General features: G+C 37.1%; 22 protein-coding genes and 1 pseudogene. 6 read left to right on the forward strand and 17 right to left on the reverse strand.

From position 1 onward, the window contains the following. Nucleotides 1-28: 28 nt before the first annotated feature. From EZY12_07435 to EZY12_07450, 4 genes are all read right to left on the reverse strand, one after another. Nucleotides 29-298 (reverse strand): hypothetical protein, encoded by a 270-nt coding sequence (locus EZY12_07435; protein ID QSX69440.1) that lies wholly within the window; start codon nucleotides 296-298, stop codon nucleotides 29-31. Between the two features lie 249 nt (nucleotides 299-547). After that, nucleotides 548-1,186, reverse strand: a complete 639-nt coding sequence (locus EZY12_07440; GenBank protein QSX69441.1) for a Uma2 family endonuclease — start codon at nucleotides 1,184-1,186, stop codon at nucleotides 548-550. A gap of 21 nt (nucleotides 1,187-1,207) precedes the next feature. Then, nucleotides 1,208-1,405 (reverse strand): hypothetical protein, encoded by a 198-nt coding sequence (locus EZY12_07445; protein ID QSX69442.1) that lies wholly within the window; start codon nucleotides 1,403-1,405, stop codon nucleotides 1,208-1,210. Between the two features lie 146 nt (nucleotides 1,406-1,551). Beyond that, entirely contained in the window at nucleotides 1,552-1,821 is a 270-nt protein-coding gene (locus EZY12_07450; GenBank protein ID QSX69443.1) for a hypothetical protein, read from the reverse strand. Between the two features lie 101 nt (nucleotides 1,822-1,922). Here EZY12_07450 and EZY12_07455 point away from each other — a divergent pair, with 101 nt between their 5' ends. Next, nucleotides 1,923-3,098 (forward strand): ISH3 family transposase, encoded by a 1,176-nt coding sequence (locus EZY12_07455; protein QSX69444.1) that lies wholly within the window; start codon nucleotides 1,923-1,925, stop codon nucleotides 3,096-3,098. Between the two features lie 1,146 nt (nucleotides 3,099-4,244). Here the strand turns inward: EZY12_07455 and EZY12_07460 are convergent. Further along, a complete protein-coding gene (locus EZY12_07460) occupies nucleotides 4,245-4,592 on the reverse strand; it encodes a hypothetical protein (protein ID QSX69445.1) in 348 nt (115 codons plus the stop codon). A 284-nt stretch (nucleotides 4,593-4,876) separates the two neighbouring features. Here EZY12_07460 and EZY12_07465 point away from each other — a divergent pair, with 284 nt between their 5' ends. Beyond that, nucleotides 4,877-5,782: a cation transporter gene (locus EZY12_07465; protein QSX69446.1), complete on the forward strand. Its 906-nt coding sequence runs from the start codon at nucleotides 4,877-4,879 to the stop codon at nucleotides 5,780-5,782. Between the two features lie 40 nt (nucleotides 5,783-5,822). Here the strand turns inward: EZY12_07465 and EZY12_07470 are convergent, their stop codons facing one another. Next, nucleotides 5,823-6,083: a chlororespiratory reduction protein 7 gene (locus EZY12_07470; GenBank protein ID QSX69447.1), complete on the reverse strand. Its 261-nt coding sequence runs from the start codon at nucleotides 6,081-6,083 to the stop codon at nucleotides 5,823-5,825. Between the two features lie 59 nt (nucleotides 6,084-6,142). After that, entirely contained in the window at nucleotides 6,143-7,348 is a 1,206-nt protein-coding gene (locus tag EZY12_07475; GenBank protein QSX69448.1) for a histidine kinase, read from the reverse strand. Between the two features lie 302 nt (nucleotides 7,349-7,650). Here EZY12_07475 and EZY12_07480 point away from each other — a divergent pair, with 302 nt between their 5' ends. After that, nucleotides 7,651-8,973: an S-layer homology domain-containing protein gene (locus EZY12_07480; protein QSX69449.1), complete on the forward strand. Its 1,323-nt coding sequence runs from the start codon at nucleotides 7,651-7,653 to the stop codon at nucleotides 8,971-8,973. Between the two features lie 71 nt (nucleotides 8,974-9,044). Here the strand turns inward: EZY12_07480 and EZY12_07485 are convergent, their stop codons facing one another. Next, nucleotides 9,045-9,905: a peptidoglycan-binding protein gene (locus EZY12_07485; protein QSX69450.1), complete on the reverse strand. Its 861-nt coding sequence runs from the start codon at nucleotides 9,903-9,905 to the stop codon at nucleotides 9,045-9,047. Nucleotides 9,906-10,044: 139 nt separating this feature from the next. Next, nucleotides 10,045-10,567: pseudogene (locus tag EZY12_07490) on the reverse strand (2-hydroxyacid dehydrogenase). Between EZY12_07490 and EZY12_07495 the strand changes: the two are divergent. Together EZY12_07495 and EZY12_07500 are read left to right on the forward strand one after the other, a co-directional pair. Then, on the forward strand, nucleotides 10,560-11,978 hold the full coding sequence (locus tag EZY12_07495) for a hypothetical protein (GenBank protein QSX69451.1): 1,419 nt from the start codon (nucleotides 10,560-10,562) through the stop codon (nucleotides 11,976-11,978). The pseudogene EZY12_07490 and the gene EZY12_07495 overlap by 8 nt on opposite strands. Before the next feature lie 188 nt (nucleotides 11,979-12,166). Continuing rightward, the gene (locus EZY12_07500; GenBank protein QSX69452.1) at nucleotides 12,167-12,463 is read left to right on the forward strand and encodes a hypothetical protein; all 297 of its coding nucleotides are present in this window, start codon (nucleotides 12,167-12,169) and stop codon (nucleotides 12,461-12,463) included. Between the two features lie 15 nt (nucleotides 12,464-12,478). Here EZY12_07500 and EZY12_07505 read toward each other — a convergent pair whose 3' ends face one another. From EZY12_07505 to EZY12_07540, 8 genes are all read right to left on the reverse strand, one after another. Then, a complete protein-coding gene (locus EZY12_07505) occupies nucleotides 12,479-13,120 on the reverse strand; it encodes a fimbrial protein (GenBank protein ID QSX69453.1) in 642 nt (213 codons plus the stop codon). Nucleotides 13,121-13,771: 651 nt separating this feature from the next. Further along, entirely contained in the window at nucleotides 13,772-13,954 is a 183-nt protein-coding gene (locus EZY12_07510; protein ID QSX69454.1) for a high light inducible protein, read from the reverse strand. Nucleotides 13,955-14,508: 554 nt separating this feature from the next. Further along, nucleotides 14,509-15,450, reverse strand: a complete 942-nt coding sequence (locus EZY12_07515) for a cation transporter (protein ID QSX69455.1) — start codon at nucleotides 15,448-15,450, stop codon at nucleotides 14,509-14,511. Nucleotides 15,451-15,544: 94 nt separating this feature from the next. Beyond that, the gene (locus tag EZY12_07520; protein ID QSX70564.1) at nucleotides 15,545-15,958 is read right to left on the reverse strand and encodes a type II toxin-antitoxin system VapC family toxin; all 414 of its coding nucleotides are present in this window, start codon (nucleotides 15,956-15,958) and stop codon (nucleotides 15,545-15,547) included. Next, nucleotides 15,958-16,203: a hypothetical protein gene (locus EZY12_07525; GenBank protein QSX69456.1), complete on the reverse strand. Its 246-nt coding sequence runs from the start codon at nucleotides 16,201-16,203 to the stop codon at nucleotides 15,958-15,960. The genes EZY12_07520 and EZY12_07525 overlap by 1 nt, the downstream gene beginning before the upstream one ends. A 148-nt stretch (nucleotides 16,204-16,351) precedes the next feature. Next, nucleotides 16,352-17,920 carry a tetratricopeptide repeat protein gene (locus EZY12_07530; GenBank protein ID QSX69457.1) on the reverse strand — a complete coding sequence of 523 codons (1,569 nt, stop codon included), beginning with the start codon at nucleotides 17,918-17,920 and terminating at the stop codon, nucleotides 16,352-16,354. A gap of 165 nt (nucleotides 17,921-18,085) precedes the next feature. Next, a complete protein-coding gene (locus EZY12_07535; protein ID QSX69458.1) occupies nucleotides 18,086-19,057 on the reverse strand; it encodes a hypothetical protein in 972 nt (323 codons plus the stop codon). Nucleotides 19,058-19,202: 145 nt separating this feature from the next. Continuing rightward, complete coding sequence (locus EZY12_07540; protein ID QSX69459.1) at nucleotides 19,203-21,722, reverse strand: DNA topoisomerase 4 subunit A; 2,520 nt, start codon at nucleotides 21,720-21,722, stop codon at nucleotides 19,203-19,205. Between the two features lie 215 nt (nucleotides 21,723-21,937). Here EZY12_07540 and EZY12_07545 point away from each other — a divergent pair, with 215 nt between their 5' ends. Next, nucleotides 21,938-22,336 carry a response regulator gene (locus tag EZY12_07545; protein QSX69460.1) on the forward strand — a complete coding sequence of 133 codons (399 nt, stop codon included), beginning with the start codon at nucleotides 21,938-21,940 and terminating at the stop codon, nucleotides 22,334-22,336. Nucleotides 22,337-22,372: the final 36 nt, after the last annotated feature.

Below are 22,372 nucleotides of genomic sequence, written 5' to 3' on the forward strand. Positions count from 1 at the left end.
TGCAATATTCAAATGTCTGAACCATGATTTATAGGATTCCTTTGATTTGCTTGATTTTTCGAGAATATTTATTTTTATGATCCTCTTCAAATAAACCCCCATTTAAATAAGGGATTCTGCAAACTTGATTTTCACCAAGTTGAATTAAATCATTTGGACGTTTTGTATTTAAAGTATCAAAAAATAGAACGGATAAAAATTCTAGATAAAAAAGTTCTTTATGGGGAAAACTTTGAAATTGATTAGTTAAAAAATGATGATCACCTTTTCCCCAATCTTCATTTTCTGGTACACCCAACCAGCCTTTTTTCTGGATAAAATATAAAAATACAATCCTTCCTAATAATTTTTTACTAAAATCACGAATAGCTTTTTCATCACCATTAAAGATAGTTTGAGAAATACCGGGTTGAGAAATGATATATTTACAGAAATCATTATAAGGCCAAACCTGCCTACGCAGGTTAATTATATTATCTTTTAGTCCACGCAGGTGGACTTTGTTTGTGTAGCACCGAATTATATTCGGAGGTTTAAATAAACTTTCTTATTGCTGTTTTACCCACTGTCGAAACTTCCTCAAAGTAGGACTTCTCCCAAGAATCCGACTTTCTTCAACAAATTGGGGAATTATTTCTGCAATTTGTAAATCAGGAAAATTAGGACTAACTTTTGATTCTATATATTTACCATCTTGCCAAATATTAATCTGTAATTTATCATTTTCATATCGCCATACTTCGGGAACTGCTAAAGCCAAATAAGCATCTAATTGTGTTTTGGAAGTAACATCAATTTCTATGACTAAATCAGGAGGAGGATCAATATTTAAATCAATTTTTTCCTTACCAATCATCTGTAGATGATTTTTAATATAAAATGAATCATCTGGTTCTATTCCACTATTCATATCTTGACGTTTAAAAGTGGTTGAACCAAAACATTCACAATCAATTTCTAATTCCTCTAGAATTATTTTAACCAAATCTCCAATAATAACTTTCGCTACTTCATGCTTAGGTAACGGCATTTTAATTTCTAAATTCCCCTGATAATAAGCTAATCTACTAGCACGATTTTCTCCTAATTCTGTTAATATTTCTTCAAATTCTTGCCAAGAAATATTGTGTAATATAATTCTATGTCCTGGTGGTACGCTTAATTGCCTTAGTTGTATTGTTACCATATTAGGAAAGGGGTAATATTATTACATAAAAGATTCAGAAATAATTAATACTGGCTTTTCAACCTTTCTTTTTTCTCCTTTTTGGACATTGGATGAATCTACACTATATTTTTGGGCAATTTTATCAAATTCTAACATAAAATTAATTAATTTTATTTTTTTCTTTTGCAACTTATCAATGTCAGAAGGTAAATTAGTATATTTTCCGATATCAATCAAAATGATAATTTTTTTAATATTTTCTCTTTGTTTTTCGGTTATTTGAGGATTATTAATAATGTCCGATAGGAATTTCTTAGCACTTTGCGCTACACTACCTAACGCTTCTGGATCTATTTGTGATTTTCATGATAAATGCTAAGGATTTAGAATTGATAAGAAAGTTTTTTAAAGTTTTCAGGTAAATCACCAATGGAATCAGCATCATAATTAATATTATCACTAAAATATTCACTCAGCAATTTTATATATAATTCAAAGGGAGTTGTTTCTGCATTTAAATAAGTTTCTTTGGTAATATTCTTGATATCAACAGTAAACCAAAAAGTTTTTCCCAAAGAGTGATTTTTACGGAGTGCTGACGCTATTGCTACAGACGCAGCAGGCATCACTAACAAAATACGACAGATACTCATGTACTATAGAATACCAAATATATAAGAAATAGTTATCATAATTTGCACTGGATCAAAATATGAAATGATGAAAGTAGTGTGTAGCATATTGGCTGAAAAAATTGACTGTTTCATCTCTAACAAAAGCCACGCGGGGCGAGTCTACAGAAGAACTCGTTTTAACCGACTCAGAAACTCTTGATGAGGTTATTCAGTGTTTAGTAGAAAATTTTTCGATTGAAACGCAAGGAGCCTGTGACCAACAAACTTTATTCGAGATTCTGGTTAAAGCAGCCAGCACTGGAGACAGTATTGAAAACACAGCTAAATTGTTAAAAAATATTCCGACAGCTAATGATATTAGATATCATCTCAATAAAATTAACAATTTTGAGGAATTAGAAGCGCAAATAAATCAAGCATTAAAAAGTCGAATTCCTTTAGGATTAAAAAAAGGGTGTTTGAAAATAGCGATTGATTTAAATTTAATTTGTTATTATGGTCAACCAACATCGTCAGAATTACCCTACATATATCGAAGTGAAGCTAAATCTGGTACTAATTCATTTTATGCCTATGCCACTTTATATGTTATTAGTAATAATAAGCGTGTAACTCTAGCAATAAGAGGTGTTCGCCAATTAGATACTAGTGTGGCTTTAATTACTTATTTATTAGCAGAACTTGAATCCCTAAAAATAAATGTAAAAAAACTCTATTTGGATAGGGGATTTTTTAATACTCCTGTAATTAGATGGTTACAGGCATTAGATATTCCCTTTCTTATGCCTGCTATCAAGACTGGAAAAAAAGGAGGAATCAAACAATTCCTCAAGGGTAAAAAAAGTTATAAAACTACCTATACTATTACAAGAGACAAAGATGATTTTGTCACATTTGATTTATGGATCGTCTGTAAATATAGAAAGGGAAAGCATAAAAAGCATGGGGTTCAATACTTTGTTTATGTTGCTTATAAGGTCAAAACAAATTTAAATTATATCTATCAAGATTATCGAAAAAGATTTGGCATTGAAACCAGTTATCGTCTGAAAAATATTTGTCGAATTAAGACGAATAACAAAAATCCAGTCTTGAGATTACTATTCATTGGAATATCCTTTCTTCTAATTAACATCTGGGTGAATCTACTATGGCTCAAAATCAGTCGTAAAAGGAAAGGTAGTAGATTAATTTATCGCACACTTTTTACACTCAAACAGATGTTAGCCTTTTTATCTCAAGCCCTACAGAAGAAATATCAAGTCGTTGAAAGCATTTATATTCCATCCGGTTAGCGTCAAGAAATTATTAACCAGCTAATCATAAGTAATTATTATCTATACTATGTCTGCTGATTAGAGTATCGGGAATAAAAAAGTATTTTATACTACACAGTATTTGGCGATCTCCCTTCAGGAAAAAACTTTTTGGTTTACTGATCAACTGGTAATATATCCACAGATTCAGCCCAAAGTTTTTCAAATTCTGTAGTAGCAAATTGAACATCATCATATTCTGTTAATTGCACATTAAATTTGTTGACATATTTGTATTCAATTATTTACTCTCAAACCCTAACCTTATCTCGTTTATCTCATTATCTCGTTCATTACAGCGGTTTCCGCTCTTATGAGGTACATCTTAGCCCCCTCATCGCTTGCGGGGATGGGGTTGGGGGCTACGGTGTACACACATCTCTAGACAGGATGCTAAACGTTATCCGATCCCCCTAAATCCCCCTTAAAAAGGGGGACTTTGAAGAATTTAGCCCCCCTTTTTAAGGCTACGGTGTACACACATCTCTAGACAGGATGCTAAACGTTATCCGATCCCCCTAAATCCCCCTTAAAAAGCTATCCATTACCCACATCTTTCTTAACAATCTTGAAACATTTATGTGGCAACGGTTTCAACGCTTGAAAATTTCCCTACTCTTGACAAAATGTACCTTATTCTTCTTGATAAAACCCTGATTTTATTGAGAATCATCAACGGAGGATTAAGGTTTGGGGTTTGAGAGCGATCGCTCTTATCGAATGTTAAGAAAGATCCCGGTAATGGATAGCTTAAAAAGGGGGACTTTGAAGAATTTAGCCCCCCTTTTTAAGGGGGGTTGGGGGGATCTAAACGTTGTGGGGCAACTCTAGAAGACTTGTGTGTACACCGTAGCATCGCTTGCGGGGAGGGGGTTGGGGGTGGGGTTCTTGTACCTCATAACATCGGGAAGTGCTGTATCTCGTTCCCATACTCTGTATGGGAATGCTATTCAGAGGCTCTGCCTCTGCTATTATTGAAGGCAGAGCCTTCTAGAATTCATTTCCATACAGAGTATGGGAACGAGAAAAATGTCTGAACTATGATTTTTAGGATTATTTTGATGAAGATGAGGGATTCATCGTAAAAATCATAAAAATCACAAAAATCATAGTTTAGACGTTAATTTAAAACTGCTCTAAATACTGATTAATATCTTCAATCACACGGGTAAGTTCCGCTTCTGTCGTTAACCGAATCCCTAGATTGCGAATTGTTAACAAAACTTTAGCTGCAAAGGGAGTAGGCCAGATATTAGGATTGCAGAATAGTTCTATAAATACATCCCCAGTGTAACGATACTCTAAGGACGGTTGGGGACTGACTTTACCTGTTCCTGGAGTTTTACTAGCAACAGCTTTGAGGCTTTTCATTAATTCATCTATTGCTGCTTTTAATTCCTGTGCTGCTTGGGGTGAAAAACTGACGGAAACAGAACCTTCTACTAGATTCAGTGTGAGAGGTACAGAAGACATAAGCTACTTATTAACAATAATTCGTAATTATCTATATTACCGGAATATGCTCTCTATTATATTTATAATATCCAGATCCCATATCCAGATCCCCGACTTCTTTAAGAAGTCGGGGATCTTTTTGTTCAATAAAGAGATAAATTCTTAATTAGCAATTTTTGACCTATTTCCTATATATTTATTCCTAGCAACAAATACTTATTGCTGTACAGTAAGAGTTAAAGAAAATAAATTCTCTATGCCTTTTTTTCACAAATCACATAAGATTAACAAAAGATTAATATATGACTTACGATAACCGTACTGAAGTAAGAAGAGTCTTAATTATTACTCTATTGCTTAACGTATTTGTAATGGGATTAAAAACCCTGGTGGGTCATTGGACAGGTTCTTTAAGTTTGCTGGCCGATGCTTTACATAGTGTGACGGATAGTGCCAATAATGTCTTAGGATTAGTGGCGATTAAGTTTTCTTCACCATTACCAGATCGAGAGCATCCTTATGGGCATAATAAGTTTGAAGCCGTAGGGGCTTTGGGGATAGCTGCATTTCTAGGAATAGCCTGTTTTGAAATTGTTCAAGGTGCTGTAGAAAGAATTATCAAAGGTGGTGGTGAACCTGTGAGAGTATCACCTCCAGAGTTGTGGTTATTACTAATTGTGTTGGGAATAAATATTTTTGTCGCGTTTTATGAACGCAATGTGGGTAGACGAGTAGGTAGTTCTATTCTAGTCGCTGATGCTACCCATACCATGAGTGATGTCTGGGTAACAATCTCCGTTATTGGTGGTTTAATAGGTGTTTGGCTGGGTTATCAGTGGTTAGATGTGTTACTGGCTTTCCCTGTAGCTTTACTTGTATTTTGGAGTGGTTGGTCAGTTTTAACGGAAAATTTACCTTGGCTTGTGGATCAAATGGCGATCGCTCCAGAAACCATTCATGCGATCGCAGTTTCCGTACCAGGTGTCATTAACTGTCATGATATCGCTTCTCGTGGTGTTATCGGTCGTCAAGTATTTATAGAAATGCACTTAATTGTTGATGCACCAGATGTAGAGACTGCTCACAATATTACAGAAGAAGTCGAAAGACAACTAGAACAACGGTTTCATCCAGTCAGGATTTTAATTCATGTTGAGCCACCTGCATATCATTCTGAGCGCATTACCTTTGACTCTGAACAAACGTAAACGTGAACAATATTCTTCCCAATCCTGTGAGCAAATAATCTTATTTTTCCAAGCGAACCGCATACCACTGTAAATATTCTCCTGGACTTACATCTAAATTACAACTTGTATCAAGCAAATATTGTGCCTGTTCGCTAACTGAATCCAATTTTTGCATATCTAGTGGTAAATCATCATGAGCTATTTGTGATAAAGTCTTTTCCAGCTTTATTAACAATTCAGCCGCTGTCAGAAATTGTTCTGGTTGATTTGTTTCCAAAACAACAAAATCGTCTTGTTGATACATTAATGGATTTGGCATAATTGGTGATTTGTAATAGTTTTATCACTGATGACGGAGAGGGCGCAGGCCCTGCGCCCCTACGATGGATATACTGGCATTGTAAAATGAAACCATGCACCACCGTGGGGAGATGAATCTACCCAAATTTGACCGTAATGAGCGCGGATAATGCGTTGACATAAACAAAGACCAATTCCATAGCCATCTGTGGCTTGATCACGTTGGAGACGGAAAAGATTTTCAAAAATGCGATTGCGGTTTTCTTCAGGAATACCCGGACCTGTATCACCAACACTAAATTGCACTTTTTGCGTAGTCCTATGTAGTCCCGCCACAGTAATAACGCCGCCCGCAGGTGTATATTTGATGGCGTTATCTAAAAGATTAACTAGCACTTGGCGAATTCGTTCAGGATCAGCATATACATAGGGTAAATCTTGGGGAATATCTGTTTCCACTGTTTGGGATTTGGCAATATAGCGATCGCTCAATTCATCTAATACCTGTAAACACAGTTCTCCTAATTGTAACTTTTGTGGGATGATAGGCAGATCTGTATCCTCACTACGCCCGATTTGTAACAAATCAGCAATCATCCGATCAATGATCCGTGTTTGCGCCCGAGCTTGTTTTAATAAATGTATAGCCAGTCCTGGTTTCAGGCGTGTAAACTCCCCTGTATCTGGATTATAAGTAGATTGAAGAGTTTCAATAGCGATCGCCGCAGCCGTGAGAGGATTACGAAGATCATGTGCCAAAATCGCAATTACTCGGTCTTTGAATTGTAGCTGTTCTTGCAGTTTCTCCTTTTCCTGCTTTAACCGAAAAATTTCATCTGATAGTTGAATCGTCTCCGCCGAACTTGCAACCGAATGAATGGTAAACTTAGGCAAGTTTACCCGACTCTTTTCATCCATAAGTTCTGGAGAATCTTCCTGTAAACTCAAAAAAGTATCCACAGAAGTTTGCCAACGTGGCCACCAGATTTTTAATTGCGGAATAATATTAGTACCAGCAATAGTCTGTTGGGGTTGTGGATGAATTTTAACTAAAGCAGGAGTTGCTATTAACTTAAAATGTTCCGCTAAATAGGGTTGTTCGCCAACATCAATAATTTGTAGTTCAAAACTATACCCAGCCTCTAATTCCTTTAAGTAAGCGCGAATTTGCTGTACTTGTTGACGAGACTGAGTTCGTCCATCAACAAACAGCAGTAGTTGGAGTGGAGCCTCAGAATAAATAGGCTGATCCTGGGAAACTTGCATGACATCTTGTTTCAGCACTGGTAACAACCTGGGGACGCTTTACAGACAGTAAAATGCAATGAGATTGCTTAATGTCCGTTGTTTTTTCTAATTTAATATCTATTTTAGATTCTTCCTATTCTAATTCGATCTAGGTTTTTAATCTCAATACCTTGTTCAAATCAAAAAATTCCTTGATTCGTAGGTGGGGTTAAGGCACGTATCCCAACAAATACCTTGGGTTTCTCTTGGCTCAACCCAACAAAGCAAAAAAATGGCGCAAGTATTATTATCACCAAAAATGCTAGTGTAGAAAGTGAAAATCAATTTGTGATTTCTTTGTGTTTTTTCGTAACCGTCCGGCTGTATTCCTGAGTTTTGCTGTTTTACTATCTTCCTTAACAGCTTGTACCAATAGTCAATCCGCTAAAAACCTCCAACAATCATTAGCTGCTGATCCTCAGTTGCAAAATAATCCTGTTCCTTTTGGCAAACCTCAGAGTCAGCAAGTAACACCCAACCCCAACACATCCATAATTAAGTTACCTGCTGATTTTCCCGCAGATATCCCCATTTATCCTAATGCCACACTAGAGGAAGTTATCCCGGCTAATTCTGAAAATAAAATATCAATTCGTTGGCAAAGTGCAGATCCTAGTAATCTCATTACCAGCTTTTATCGTCAGCAATTCCAGGCTAAAAACTGGCAGATTGTCCAACAGCCTCCAGATGATGTAGAGGGGACTGTTTCAGCCCGACGCAATGATTTACTCATCAACCTCACAATTAAACCACAAACAGTTACGAAAGCTGCACCCAATCAACCACAAACAGCAACTAAATTAGTAATTGAATATTCGTCTAATTCTCAAACCACAGCTACTAATCCAGTTACCTCATCCAATAATTCTGAATTTATTGGTCCAGTTTTACCTAATACTAATAGTCCCAACATAACAACCCAGCCAACTAGCCAACCTGAGATTTTAACAACTCAAGAATTTACTGATATTCAAAAAGCACCTCCAGAATGGCGCGGACACATTCAAGATTTAGCAGCATTAGGTGTTTTATCTATCGAACCCAAAACAAATAACGAATTTTTACCTGATAAAATTATCACCCGTCGAGAATATGCTCGCTGGTTAGTTGCGGCTAATAATGCCATGTATGCTAACAATCCAGCTAAAAAAATTCGGTTAGCAGCCACTAGCACACAACCAACTTTCAGGGATATCCTCAGCAAAGATCCTGATTTTCCAGCCATTCAGGGATTAGCCGAAGCAGGTTTAATTCCTAGTGCTTTGTCTGGAGATACCACAGCAGTTTTATTTCGTCCTGATGCACCTTTAACGCGAGAACAATTACTTTTGTGGAAAATTCCTTTAGATACCCGTCAAGCCTTACCTGTTGCTAATTTAGAAGCCGTTAAACAAACTTGGGGTTTTCAAGATGCAGGTAGCATTGAACCCAAAGCTTTAAGAGCAGTTTTGGCTGATTTTCAGAATGCTGAACAATCGAATATTCGCCGAGTTTTTGGCTATACAACCTTATTTCAACCTAAAAAACCTGTAACTCGTGCCGAAGCCAGTGCAGCTTTATGGTATTTCGGTACTCAAGGTGAAGGAATGTCCGCAGCAGAAGCTTTAAAATTGAAAAGCTAAATAGTATTTACGGTTAAGTAAATATACGACAGGCCGAAGAGCCTGTCATTCCTACTTCCTAATTCTTGGCTTTACTTTTCGGGTGTAGGTGTAGGTGTAGGTGTAGTTGTAGGTTTAGCTGTTGGTGTGGCTGTAGGTTTAGCTGTTGGTGTGGCTTTAGGTTTAGCTGTTGGTGTGGCTGTAGGTTTAGCCGTTGGTGTGGCTTTAGGTTTAGCCGTTGGTGTGGCTTTAGGTTTAGCCGTTGGTGTGGCTGTAGGTTTAGCCGTTGGTGTGGCTTTAGGTTTAGCCGTTGGTGTGGCTTTAGGTTTAGCCGTTGGTGTGGCTGTAGGTTTAGCCGTTGGTGTGGCTGTAGGTTTAGCCGTTGGTGTGGCTGTAGGTTTAGCCGTTGGTGTGGCTTTAGGTTTAGCCGTTGGTTTAGCTGTTGGTGTGGCTTTAGGAGTTGGGTTAGTTACCGGGGTACTAATGATAGTTTTAACTTCTTCATTTAGTCTTTGACGAAGTTGTAAATCAGCAATACCAGTTTCTGGAAGTTGATGTTTTTTCTGGTACTCCTTTACTAACTCTTCCGTTTGAGGAGTATAGAATTGATCCCTGGGAAGTGGAGTTTTTGGTTTGAGTACAGTATTTAAATTAGCTTGCAAAATTTGGACAATCATAGCGGCTTGATCTTGGGTTTGGGGACCTACTTTCCCATCCACCTTTAGCTTGTAGCCTGTTTGAAATTGAGTGATGGCTTTTTTAGTTTCCTCATCAGTTAGAGGATCTTTTGTAACTTTAACGTTATAACCCAACCCCCGTAACACAGATCGGAATTCCTCTGGGTTATAGTTGCGCTGACGGGCAGCAAAAGCTATGTCCGAACTCACAACACTAGCTGCTACTATACAGGTTAAAGCTATTGTTATTCTAGATTTGTCGAAACTACACCACATAATAAAAACTCCTTGGAAGTAAACCAGTAAAATCAAGAGTATCACAAGTGGATTTTAAGTTTCTTTAATCACAGTTTTTGCGATCATTCATAAATTTTGATTAATCTGACTCTAATTGATTATTAATCAATATGAAAAATCACCCCGCTAAAGCTGTTTCTGGTTGATAACGGATTTCATTGGCACAGGTACGACCTTTTTCAATGTCAGCTATATTAGCAAAAGTAGTATCAGCAATATTCTGCAAAGCCTCTTTTGTAAAAAAAGCTTGATGTCCAGTAATGAGAACATTAGGGAAAGTTGTCAAATGTTGAAAAACATCATCTTGAATGATTTCTTTAGACAAATCTTCAAAAAATAATTCCGATTCTTGTTCGTAAACATCCACACCCAGATAACCAATTTGTCCCGATTTTAACCCTTCAATTACTGCTTGGGTGTCAATCAATGCACCCCGACTAGTGTTAATAATCATTATACCTGGTTTCATCTGAGCGATCGCTTCGCTATTAATTAAATGATGAGATAATATCAGCATTGGCAAAAAGTTCAGGTAAGTCTACATACTTTCCACCTAAAGCTTCTAATTCTGAGTTGCGATAAACATCATAGGCCAGAATATTACAGCCAAAGCCTTTCATTATATAAAGAATCATGAATAAGTTAACAACTTCCCAGCAGAAAAAATTATGGTTTGAAAAGATAATGGCAATTACCGCCACTGTCAACCTAGTGTTAGTTTTTTTTGATTTAAGTTATGTACCTTGGCGAGATTTTTACTTCCGTAGAGTTCCAGCAATTACTCGCTTGTACGATCCAATTAAAGGAATTGAACCTCATCGAGACACAAAAAAGTATTTAGAAGCAGTAGCTGGATTAGAAAAACAGGTAACTCAAACTGGCTTAGTCTCATCTCAAGTCAAAGCTAAATTAGCAGACATTCGTTTTCTTAGCCAAGAAATGATTGAAACTAATCCTTTTGCAAGTGCCGGAAAGAGTGGAACTCTGGAAAAAATCAAAAATCGAATGCGGGAACACGTCGGCCAAAAATCTGCCAAAGCAGCATTTAATACTTTTTGGAGTCAGGAGTATTTATCTAAAAATGGTTGGAATCAGGAAATAGATTTTTTCAACCAAAAAATTCGCCCTGGAATTGCCATCAACTATTATCGTAAAATTGATGAAAATGGGGGATTGCTCAATAATTTTTGGATAATTGATTTACCCTTTGTAATTCTATTTGCTACAGAATTATTAGGACGGACTTTTTTAATCAAGCAGAAATATAATCATTTAAGTTGGTTAGAAGCAGTTCTCTGGCGATGGTATGATCTATTATTGCTAATACCAATTTGGCAATGGTTACGAATCATTCCAGTAACAGTGCGACTAGATCAAGCAAAGTTAATTGATTTTTATGTAATTAGACGGCAAATTCATCAAGGTCTTCTTGCCAATTTTGCGGAAGAAATTACAGAAATTGTCATAATACAAGTAATCAACCAAATTCAAGGTTCAATTCAACGAGGTGAGATGACCCGTTGGTTATTACAGTCAGATAATGTGCGTTCTTATATAGATATTAATAATATCAATGAAATAGAAGCAATTACTGGATTGTTCATTAAAACCCTTGTTAATCAAGTATTACCAAAAATTCAACCAGAAGTAAATGCGATCTTGTGCCATAGTATTGAAATGGCTTGTCAGCAGTTACCAGGCTATAATAACATTCTCCTGCTACCAGGATTAGGTAAAGCCCAAACACAAATTAGTGAACAACTAGCCACCCAAATTACTAATAATATCTATGCTGCTTTAGCTAGTACCATTAAAGATCCTGTTGCGGCAAAACTTTCCACTCAGCTAATAGAAAAATTTACAACTTCATTAACTTCAGAAATTCAGCAAAAACAAGTGTTGGCAGAAATTCAAAGTTTGCTAAATGACTTTTTAGAAGAAGTAAAAATTAACTACATTCAACGTTTATCTCAAGAGGATATAGACAAAATTCTGGAAGAAACTAGAAAAATGCGAACGCAATCATCAAGTAGTTTATCTATTCGCAAATAAAACAGTTTCAGACAGGAATTTAAACCCTTTCAGTGAGGAAAAAATCCTTCACTCCGTGAAATCCTTAAATCCGTAAAATCCGTGTTCAAAAAGAGGAGTAGCTTAAATATAAGCCTATAGATAGATTAAAATTATCAGGATTTTTGCCAGCATAGAGTATAGATGTATTTATCATTTTCATTAAAACAATGGATAAAATAATAGATTCCAATACTCATCAGATTGATATCAGTTTATTTTTGCAAGAGATAACTCCCATACAGGCAGAGACTTTATTTGGTGGTTATTGCCCATCATTACAGGGTTATCCAGATACTTATACGAACGATATTGCTGAGATTATGAATCAGGCCAAAAAACAAACTAAAGGTGCAGATAATAAGTATAGCAATCAAAAGATTAATACCATAGATAAGTCAAAGAAAACTTACCTAAATGGAGTAGAGATACCCCGCAAAGGAAAAACTGTAGCTATATCTTTTTGAAGTCAGAACGTGAATTTAACAGGCTAAGTTAGGTAAATCATTGACTTTATTGAGAATAAATAAACTTTCATCTCCCCCACGGCCAATTCTTAAAGTTTCATCTAAATAAGTAATATCGAGAGTGGCAATTCTCCCTTGAGGATTATTAGCGACTATAACTTTAAATGGATTTAATTTAGGAGTGTTAATACCTACAATTTTTTCAATGGCTAAATACCGTTTATCAAAATAAACATTGATGCGTTTATCTGCTAGGTTTGATGTGTCCATAGCAGGTTCAAAACTGGCTGTTACTTTCACATATCCTGATATTAAGCCTAGAGGATGTTTAACTTGAGCTATATTAAAAAATAGTTTATCGGCAATATTAATTACTTGATAAACCTTACCTATTTGTAATCCCAATGGTAGAGAATCTAAAGAGCGAATTTCTCTAGCTGTAGAGTATTGTAATTGCCAAGCCCCCTCTAACAAAGCCGTAGCATGGATAAGAGGTTGAGGATGAGGATTGAGACTTTCTAGTTCCCTTGTTAATTCTTCAATTTCTGCACCTAAAGTTTGATCAAGCTTTAAATTAGTAATAGGAGAACCATCATTTTTAGATTGATTGTTTTTGATTGTTGCTTGTAATTTTTCTTTCAGAAGTTGATTATTCATGACAAAACAATATTTTTAAAATAATGAGGAAAATGTCACCTAACACCGTTATTTTATATTTACAATTTTATTTGTAGGGGATGAGATTCTTCAATTATTGGAGGTTATTGGAACTGATACAAGTATACCTTAATATTCCCAGATAAATAACCTGGCAGTTATCATAAGACCTCGCGGTATGCGGGAAACTCAGTGTCTTTAGACCTGAGAGGGAAGCGACACGGGCGGTTTTAACCGCATTGAATCTTGTTTCATTACCGCCTTGGAGTTGGGAAATTCGGGGTACTGTTGTGATGTACTTTCAACGGGACAATTACCGATTCAAATTTCTCAACTCTGTACGCATAATGTTTTGCTCCAAAGAGCCTCCCTTTCGGGGTGATGTTAGCTTCGACCTGTTATAAGAGCTTGTTAAGCTTGCAACACTGTTCCAGTGACCTTAGAACTGTTTAATCACAAGCGACAGAGCAGGGAACTAGCTTCGCATTCGGTGGGTGTCGTGACTCAAATAACGGCTACCCTGAGACTATGCTCAGGGTGGTCTGGTCAGTACAGCTTGTTTGATTTCTCTTGCAAGCTCAGTCCCTTTAGGGCTGGGTTACTGACCAACTACCAGGCTTTTAATTAATCCAAAATCATGTTACGGAAAAATTACAAAATTCCCCAGTAGTGAAGAAAGCCTTGACCAGAAAATATTTCAATTAAAGCTGCTGCTAAAAAACCAATCATTGCTAAACGGCCATTCCAGATTTCTGCTCCCGGTGTAAAACCCCATTGCCACGCATTACGATCAGTTGCTATAGGGGCAGTAGTTGTTTTTGTTGCATTAGTCATGGTTCGCACTCCAAATTAGGATTTATTAAGCTTTGTTGCTTTATATAAATAAATATAACATTTTTTTTGCAAAAAAAAACAACATTTATTTATAAGAGCATCCGGTAAGCGTAAAACTCAGTGTCTTTAGACCTGAGATATAAGCGACTCGTGCGGTTTTAACCGCATAGAGTTTTTCTTTTTGTAAAGATTGGTTAAAATGAGCAAAGGTTTATCGCCTTTGTATTTGATGATGTTATACTATTCACAACAGGAATGGTAATCAACCTGTATAAAAACCTAACTGCCTAACGGCAATCTGTACCTTGACAATTGAGGATATAGGGTTCTATTCCATAGTTTTAGTTTCCTACCCAGGAATAGGTAAAATCTTCATGGGAGCTAGACAACACAGAATTTAAACTCAAGCAAAATTTGCAGTAATGCAACTACCTTCGGGCAAAGGGAAAGTTAACGCTTGGGGAGAGAACCACCTCTGGCTTAGATACTGCAAGGGATCTAAACTAAGTGGACTCGTTGAACCAAGAATCTCAGCGGCTTTAGCCCTGAGAGTGTCAAACAACGTGATCTGGCTCTAAAGCACAGGGATAAGCAGAATCGCCCATTTCTACCTGAACAGTAGAATGTTTGATACCAAAATGGTGTTCCAGTTCCTGAGAAACTTCCCATAAAAAAGCATCACCAGGGTAGCCTCCAGGCATCACTAAATGAACCGTGAGTGCAGTTTCCGTCGTACTCATAGCCCAGATATGTAGATCATGAATTTTCAAAACACCAGGACATTCAATTAAGTAATTTTTCACAGCTCGCGGCTCAATTCCTGCTGGTACTCCGTCAAGTGCCAAATTTACAGAGTCTCTGAGTAAGTGCCACGTCCCAACCACTACAACTGCCACCAGCACTAAGCTAACCAATGGGTCAAGCCATAGCCAATGGGTGAATAAAATAGCAATTCCCGCTACCACAACGCCTAGTGATACCACAGCATCAGCAGCCATGTGCAAAAATGCTCCCCGAATATTCAAGTCGCTTTTGCGTCCTGACATAAACATCAGGGCGGTAACAGTATTAATGATAATTCCCACTAGGGCAACACCAATAATAGTTTCTCCTGACACTGGAGCAGAATCCTGAAAGCGGCGGATAGCTTCCCAGGCAATAGCACCCATAGACAAAAGCAACACCACAGCATTTATTAAAGCTGCTAAAATAGAAGAAGCACGCAAACCATAGGTATAGCGGTGGCTGGGAGGACGACGAGCAAGGGAACTTGCCCCCCATGCTAGGAGAAGTCCTAAAACATCACTCAAGTTGTGACCAGCATCAGCAAACAAAGCTAGAGAGTGGGCTAAATAGCCATAGGTTGCTTCAACTATGACAAATCCTATATTCAGTGCAGTACCAATGGCAAAAGCACGATTAAATGTGGTAGGGGCGTGACTATGGTGTTCATGTCCGTGGTGATGATGGTGTTCGTGGTCGTGGTTGTGTGTCATAGTGATGAGTTAGGAGTAAAGAACTAGATAAATACTATGGTTGGTACATTGCTATTGAACCTGATAGCGGTATTTTAGTGCGTTCTACTTAATATCACCGCAAATACTGTACTTCCCAATCTTCAAGTTGTAGATTTTCAACTCTTTGAAATTCTCTAGTATTATGAGTTACTAAAATAAGATTGTTAGCTAATGCAATAGCAGCAATTTGAAAATCATAAGCACCGATAGGAGTACCTAGTTTTGATAATTGAGAACGAATTTCACCATAAATTTTAGCTGCTTTTCCATCAAAAGGTAAGCTGATATATTGAAAAAAAAAGAACTCATATAAAGCTAAATTTTGCTCTTGTTTTACACTACGATAAGCTCCATAGTATAATTCTGCTTTGACAACATCACACAAATAAATATTTTCACGATGAGTAGTTTTAAATTTATTAATTACATTTTCACTACGTCCGGTTAAATATTGAATACAGGTATTAGTATCTAACAAGTAAATCATCATTCAATATCCCAAATTCTTTGATCACAATCAACTAAATTTTCCCTAACTAAAACTTCACCTTCCCATTTTCCAGCAGTTTTATCAAAAAAATCAGCAGGATATCCTAATTCTTCTGGTGTTGGTATTTTTTCTTCAGAAGAATCCGTAATAATAATTACTAATTCTTGATTAGCTAATTGTTGGGGAAGTTGTAGGAATAATTTACCTTGTGCATCAACTTTCGATTTAAGTTTTATCTGCATATAATTAGCTCCTTAATATCTTTAATCATTATACTGCTTATTGTTTAGAAAATATTCGTCAAGTTACCCTAATATGCCAAAATTTAGGATACACTTTAATTATCACTTCATAATTAATAATATTCAGTATATGCCTATTATACCTAATTTATTTAATCAATTCTTGAAAACGTTCATCTTCCCGAATAGCATCAAAGTCTGAATCAGTTTTTGCCATTTTACGGTACTTATCAGGATTCAAATTAATTGCTGTTTTTAGATTTTTAATTGCTTTTTCAATATTACCTTGCAGGGCATAAACACAAGCTTTATTGTACCAAGCTTGGTATAAATCAGGTTTAAATCCCACAGCTTTTTCGTAGGAAGATATGGCTTCTTCATACCTACCTAATTTACTTAGCAAAATGCCACGGTTGTTCCAAGATTGGTGATCATCAGGTTTAAATTCCACAGCTTTTTCGTAAGAAGATATGGCTTCTTCATACCTGCCTAATCTACTTAGCAAAATACCTCGATTATCCCAAGCTATATAGTAATCAGGTTTAAATTCCACAGCTTTGTTGTAGGAATATATAGCTTCTTCATACCTACCTAAATTATTTAGGGAACGCCCCCTATTGTTCCAAGCCCAAGCAAAGTCTGGTTTAATAGCAATAGCTTGTTCGCAACTAGTAATAGATGCTATGTACAATCCTAGCTCATGTAGGGCTAAACCTCTATCATTCCAAGCTTCGTAATTATTAGGTTTAATTTCTAGAGCTTTGTCGTAGGACGCAACTGCTTCTTTATACCTTTCTAAGTTACGTAGTACAATACCCCGATTGTCCCAAGCTTCGTAGTAATCAGGTTTAAATTCCACAGCTTTGTCGTAGGAAGATATGGCTTCTTCATACCTACCTAAATTGTATAGAGAAATGCCCCGGCTGTACCAAGCTTCGTGATCATCAGGTTTAATTTCCACTGCTTTGTCGTAGGAAGATATGGCTTCTTCATAATTTTTTCTAACTGCTTGCAAATAACCTAATTCAAAAAATAATTTAGCTTTTTGTTCATTATCTATTTCATGTTCAATAATATCTATAATTTCTAGAATTTTCCGATTTGCTTCTTCATTTGTTAAATTCACATATTTCTCATAAGTTCCTTCCTGAATAATCCTTGTGGCTTCTTCTGCTAGAGTTGCGGAATCTAAAGGAAAATCAAATAAACCAGAACGCCAATCAAAGAAATCAGGGGCGCGGTGAATAAAATATTTAATTGCAAACTGCGGTAATAAAAATATAAAACAAATATTAAAACTATCTCTAAACCGTTCTCGCTGTTGGTTGATGTTAATTAAAATCGGTGGTACACCTTCCCAACTATAATGATGAGTTTCTTTGCTACTCCAACCTGATAATTTTTTACATTCTTCATATTCATATAATGCAGACTCTAAACCTGTAATAAATAAAATATTTATCTGGCTTTTATGATCTAATTTATCAACTATCTCATATAAGTTAGTAACGTCTTTATCTAATTTGATAACTTCTATATTTTTATCATTAATATCTTCTTTAACTTTACTAATTAATTGTTCACCTCCAGCGGGAGAACAGCGCACAAATAATATACCAAAGCCTTCTGTAAATTGGAGTGTACGAATAAAGGCTTGATATTCTTCATCTTCTTCTATTGGTAAATCATGATCCCAATCACTGAGTTTAAGAGGCATTGTTTTAAATAGATGATAATAATAAACTTTACGTAAAAACCTCTCTCCAAACCTCTCTCCTACAAGGAGAGAGGCTTTAAAATAACCATTTTAACAACTTTCAAGTTATGTTTATTGTTTTTCCTGTCCCCTCTCCTCTTAGGAGAGGGTTAGGGAGAGGTCTAACTATCCAGGATATAAATGATTATATGTGTCCTGAAATGTTTTTATTCCTTTAATCAGAGGATGAATATCATACCAAACGTTACTTCCTCCATCTGGTTCGAGATAACGATATTCTAAAATACAACGATTAAATAATAAACCCCGATATAGTTGATCATTAACTATTTCTTTGGAATGATGAACATTTGCTAGAGCTTCCCATTCATTCGCATAAATGGTATCTTTATATGTCTTTCGCAATTCGCTAACTGAACGCTGCAAGGCTTTGTTAGAAATAGGTAAAGTGTTTGTGTATTTCAGGGCTTGCTTCATTAATAATAATAAATTCCGCGCATGACCGCCACTCATTAAACATAACATCTCTAAAGATGACCTGCTTTCAAAGAAATCAACAATAGATTTACTAGAATCTACTGTATTTAGTCGTTTTTGGAGAAGTTCAATAACTTTATTAATCCCTTTTTGGTAAGGTTCATTTTCAGAAGTTTGTACCATAATCATTGGTAAAACTTGGGAAGTTCCATAGATATCTGTTAATGATGCTGCGCGGTCAGAATAAAGTAAAGAAATTGGTATGGTATAAACTAAATGACAATCTAAATTTTTCAGTTGTTCATTACGGTCTATAAAAATTTCGTCATGATTGCTGCGGTTATCTGCTTTAGTTATAGGGACAATTCTATCTAAGTTATCAGCAATTAAGACTAACTCATGATATTGAGAAGGGAGATTCTTTTTGGCATCTCGAATAAATTCATTTAATGCCTTAGTTAAGGTAGTTGTATGGGGATTAATCAAATCACGAATTTTTTGGCGTTCACTGGGTTCGCTTCGCATCTTAGTTGTAATTTTCGCAAATTGCGAAACCTGTACTTCAATTGATAATTCTTCTATAGAAATCAAGGAAAGTAGACAAGGGAGTGTGAAGAGAAAGAACCGGAAAATTCTGCCCGATATGTTCCCTATCTTCATAGGTTTTAATTCTTCTCTGTCCTTCCTCCTTGTCCACTTTCCCTCCTTGTCTGCCAAGTCTAGCCCTATTATCAATCTCAATGTAAAAAACCTACACTTGTCAGGGAGGGGGTTGGGGGTGGGGTTCTTGTTCCCACTCAAAACCCTATTCTACTTCCACCACACTGATAATCCTCTCATCTCTGTTGAGTTGACAGATACTTTCACCCTTACTATCCTTACTGAGATTAGGAACTGCATCTACCGATACGCGAATAACTCGCTCCTTATTGGTCAGTAATGCGACCTCCGAACCTGGTTTTGCTGGTACCATAGCCGCTAAATTGTCTGTTTTATTATTAAATTTCAAAAGTTGTATCCCTAAATCGCCCCGATTAGCAGCCCTCAACTGATTTGCATCCATGATTTTGGCAGATCCTTCTTCCGTCACTAGCAATAATTGGTCATCTTTGCTGACATTGACACAGCCAACCATGTGCTGATTTTTCAATAAACGGAATGCCTGTAACCCCATTGCAGCCCGACCCATAATCGGTAATTGTTCATCATTAACCGGAAACCTTAACAGCCGACCGCTAGAACTAGCCAAAATTAGATGTTGTCCGCTGCTCATGAATTGGGTAAAAGCTAATTCGTCATGATCTTTAAGTTTCAAAATTGTAATTCCTCGCCGTGAGAAATTCACAAATTCCGATAAAGATAGGCGTTTAATCCGTCCTTCCTTCGTTAACAGCACCATTTCCGATGTTTCGGGTTTTTCTGGGAGCAAAAAACGGGTAATAATACCTTCAGTGTTACCTTGGGCGGCGCTGGTAAGCATGGTAATCAATGGCGTTCCCCGCGCTGAACGTCCAGTAATGAGGGGAATATCTCCCACAGTAATGGGGTAGACTTTACCACCGCTAGTGAGAATTAACAGGTCTTTGTGGGTATTAGTTAATGCAGTTTGGATCAGGAAATCATGATCTAGTAGTCCGTTTTCCCCTTTTGTTTTTTTGCTATTGGGGGAAATGCGCCGCACGTAACCCCGTTGAGTAACTTCTAAAATGGTTTCTTCTGCGGGTTGTTCCGGTTTGGGATTGGGAATTTTCGCCGGGGAATTATCTTCGGCTACTATTGCTGGTTGTTTAGCTTTACCTTTCTCTTGTGAGACTGGTTTTTCTTGAGTATGGACTATTTTGGTGCGGCGGGGGTCATTATATTTACGTTTAAGCGTGCGTAAATCTTTTTTCAGGGCTTTGAGTAATTCCCGTCTATCTTCCAGTAATGTCCGCAATAGGGTAATTTCCTGGCTGAGTTTATCAAATTCCTGTTGTAAGTTTTGCTGTTCTAAACTGGTAAGACGACGTAAAGGCATAGACAAAATGGCATCTGCTTGGACCTCAGTTAAATCTAACTGGCTACAAAGTGTCATCTTGGCTGTACTGCCATCAGGTGCTTGTCGTAATATAGCAATAACATCATCCAGATTTGATAAAGCTTTCAGCAATCCTGCCAGGATATTTACCCGATTTTCTGCTTTCTCTAATTCGTAATTGTAGCGACGATTGAGGGTTTGTTCTCGAAATTTGAGAAATTCCTCTAATAGTTGCCTTAGGGTTAATTGGCGGGGTTGTCCATCAACTATCGCCAAGAGAATCGCGCCAAATGTTGTTTGTAAAGCGGTTTGGTGATACAAATGCTGGAGTAATTCCTGGGGATTGGTATCGCGTTTAAGTTCAATAACTACGCGCATTCCCTCCCGATCGCTCTCATCTCGAATGTCAGAAATGCCCACTAAACGACCTTGATTGACTAAATCAGCGATTTTTTCAATCCAACCAGCTTTATTAACTTGAAAGGGCAGTTCGGTGACGATTAATGCTGTCCGGCGCTTAGTTCCCCTAGTAGCGGGAATTTCTTCCATTGTGACAATACCGCGCATGACGATACTGCCTTTGCCAGTGGTATAGGCTTCCCTAATGCCGCCATGATCAATAATTTCTCCACCTGTGGGAAAATCTGGACCGGGAATTATTTGAAATAATTTTTCATCGCTTAAATCTGGGTTGTCAATTAAGGCAATTAACCCATCTACGATTTCTCCCAAATTGTGGGGGGGAACATTTGTAGCCATACCTACGGCAATTCCTGCACAACCATTCAGTAACAAAAATGGTAATTGAGCAGGTAGCACTGTTGGTTCTTGTTGGGAATTGTCGAAATTTCCCGTAAAATCCACAGTTTCTTCGGCAATTTCCGCCAACATTCCCTCATGTCCCACAGGTGCGAGACGGGTTTCTGTGTAACGCATTGCTGCCGGGGGGTCATTATCAACACTGCCAAAGTTACCATGTCCCCCTAGTAAGGGATAACGGCTAGAAAAGTCTTGAACTAAGCGAACTAAGGCATCATAAACTGATTGATCACCGTGAGGATGATATTTACCGAGAACATCTCCCACCACACGGGCGCATTTTCGGTAAGGTCGATCTGGTGTTAAACCGAGTTCGTGCATGGCATATAAGATACGCCGATGTACTGGTTTCAACCCATCTCTGACATCTGGTAAGGCTCGCCCCACAATCACACTCATGGCATATTCTAGGTATGACCGTTGCATTTCGGTGTGCAGGGCGGTGGTGATGACCTGTCCCTTGGAGAGAAGGTTTAACTGTTTTGCCATGAGGTTTTTCCCTGAATTTTCACTACACAACAGCCGCTAGAAGATAACACGTTCTAAGATCACAGCATAACGGATAACATAGAAATACTCACACAATCTTGATACTCATAGAGAGAAAAAGCGGTAGTATTATCTTGGATGTGATCTATGCTTATAGACTATTAAAAATACAATAGATATTGATTAGATGTTAGCCCTATTTAGTATAAAGTCTGATGAAAACTGTTCTAATTGTGGAAGATGATTTAATTAATGCTCGGGTTTTTTCTAAAATTCTGACTAAACGCGGGGGTTTAGGGGTAAAACATACAGAAAATGTGGAAGAGGTCATGAAAATTGCCCAAGCTGGTGAAATAGACTTGATTTTAATGGATGTGTCTCTGTCACATAGTGTATATCAAGGGAAATCTGTTGATGGTATAAAAATCACACAAATGTTAAAATCTGACCCACAAACAGCTAACTTACCGATTATTTTAGTGACAGCACACGCTATGGAAGGTGATCGGGAGAACTTTTTAAACCAAAGTGGCGCTGATAGTTATATTTCTAAGCCTGTAATTGATCACCAACTGTTTATTGACCAAATCATGGCACTTTTACCACCTGGATAGTTGGGAAATTAAATTTTGGAGTTTGGATTTAGAGAA

Source organism: Dolichospermum sp. DET69 (genome assembly GCA_017355425.1).
In the GTDB taxonomy this organism is placed as follows: domain Bacteria; phylum Cyanobacteriota; class Cyanobacteriia; order Cyanobacteriales; family Nostocaceae; genus Dolichospermum.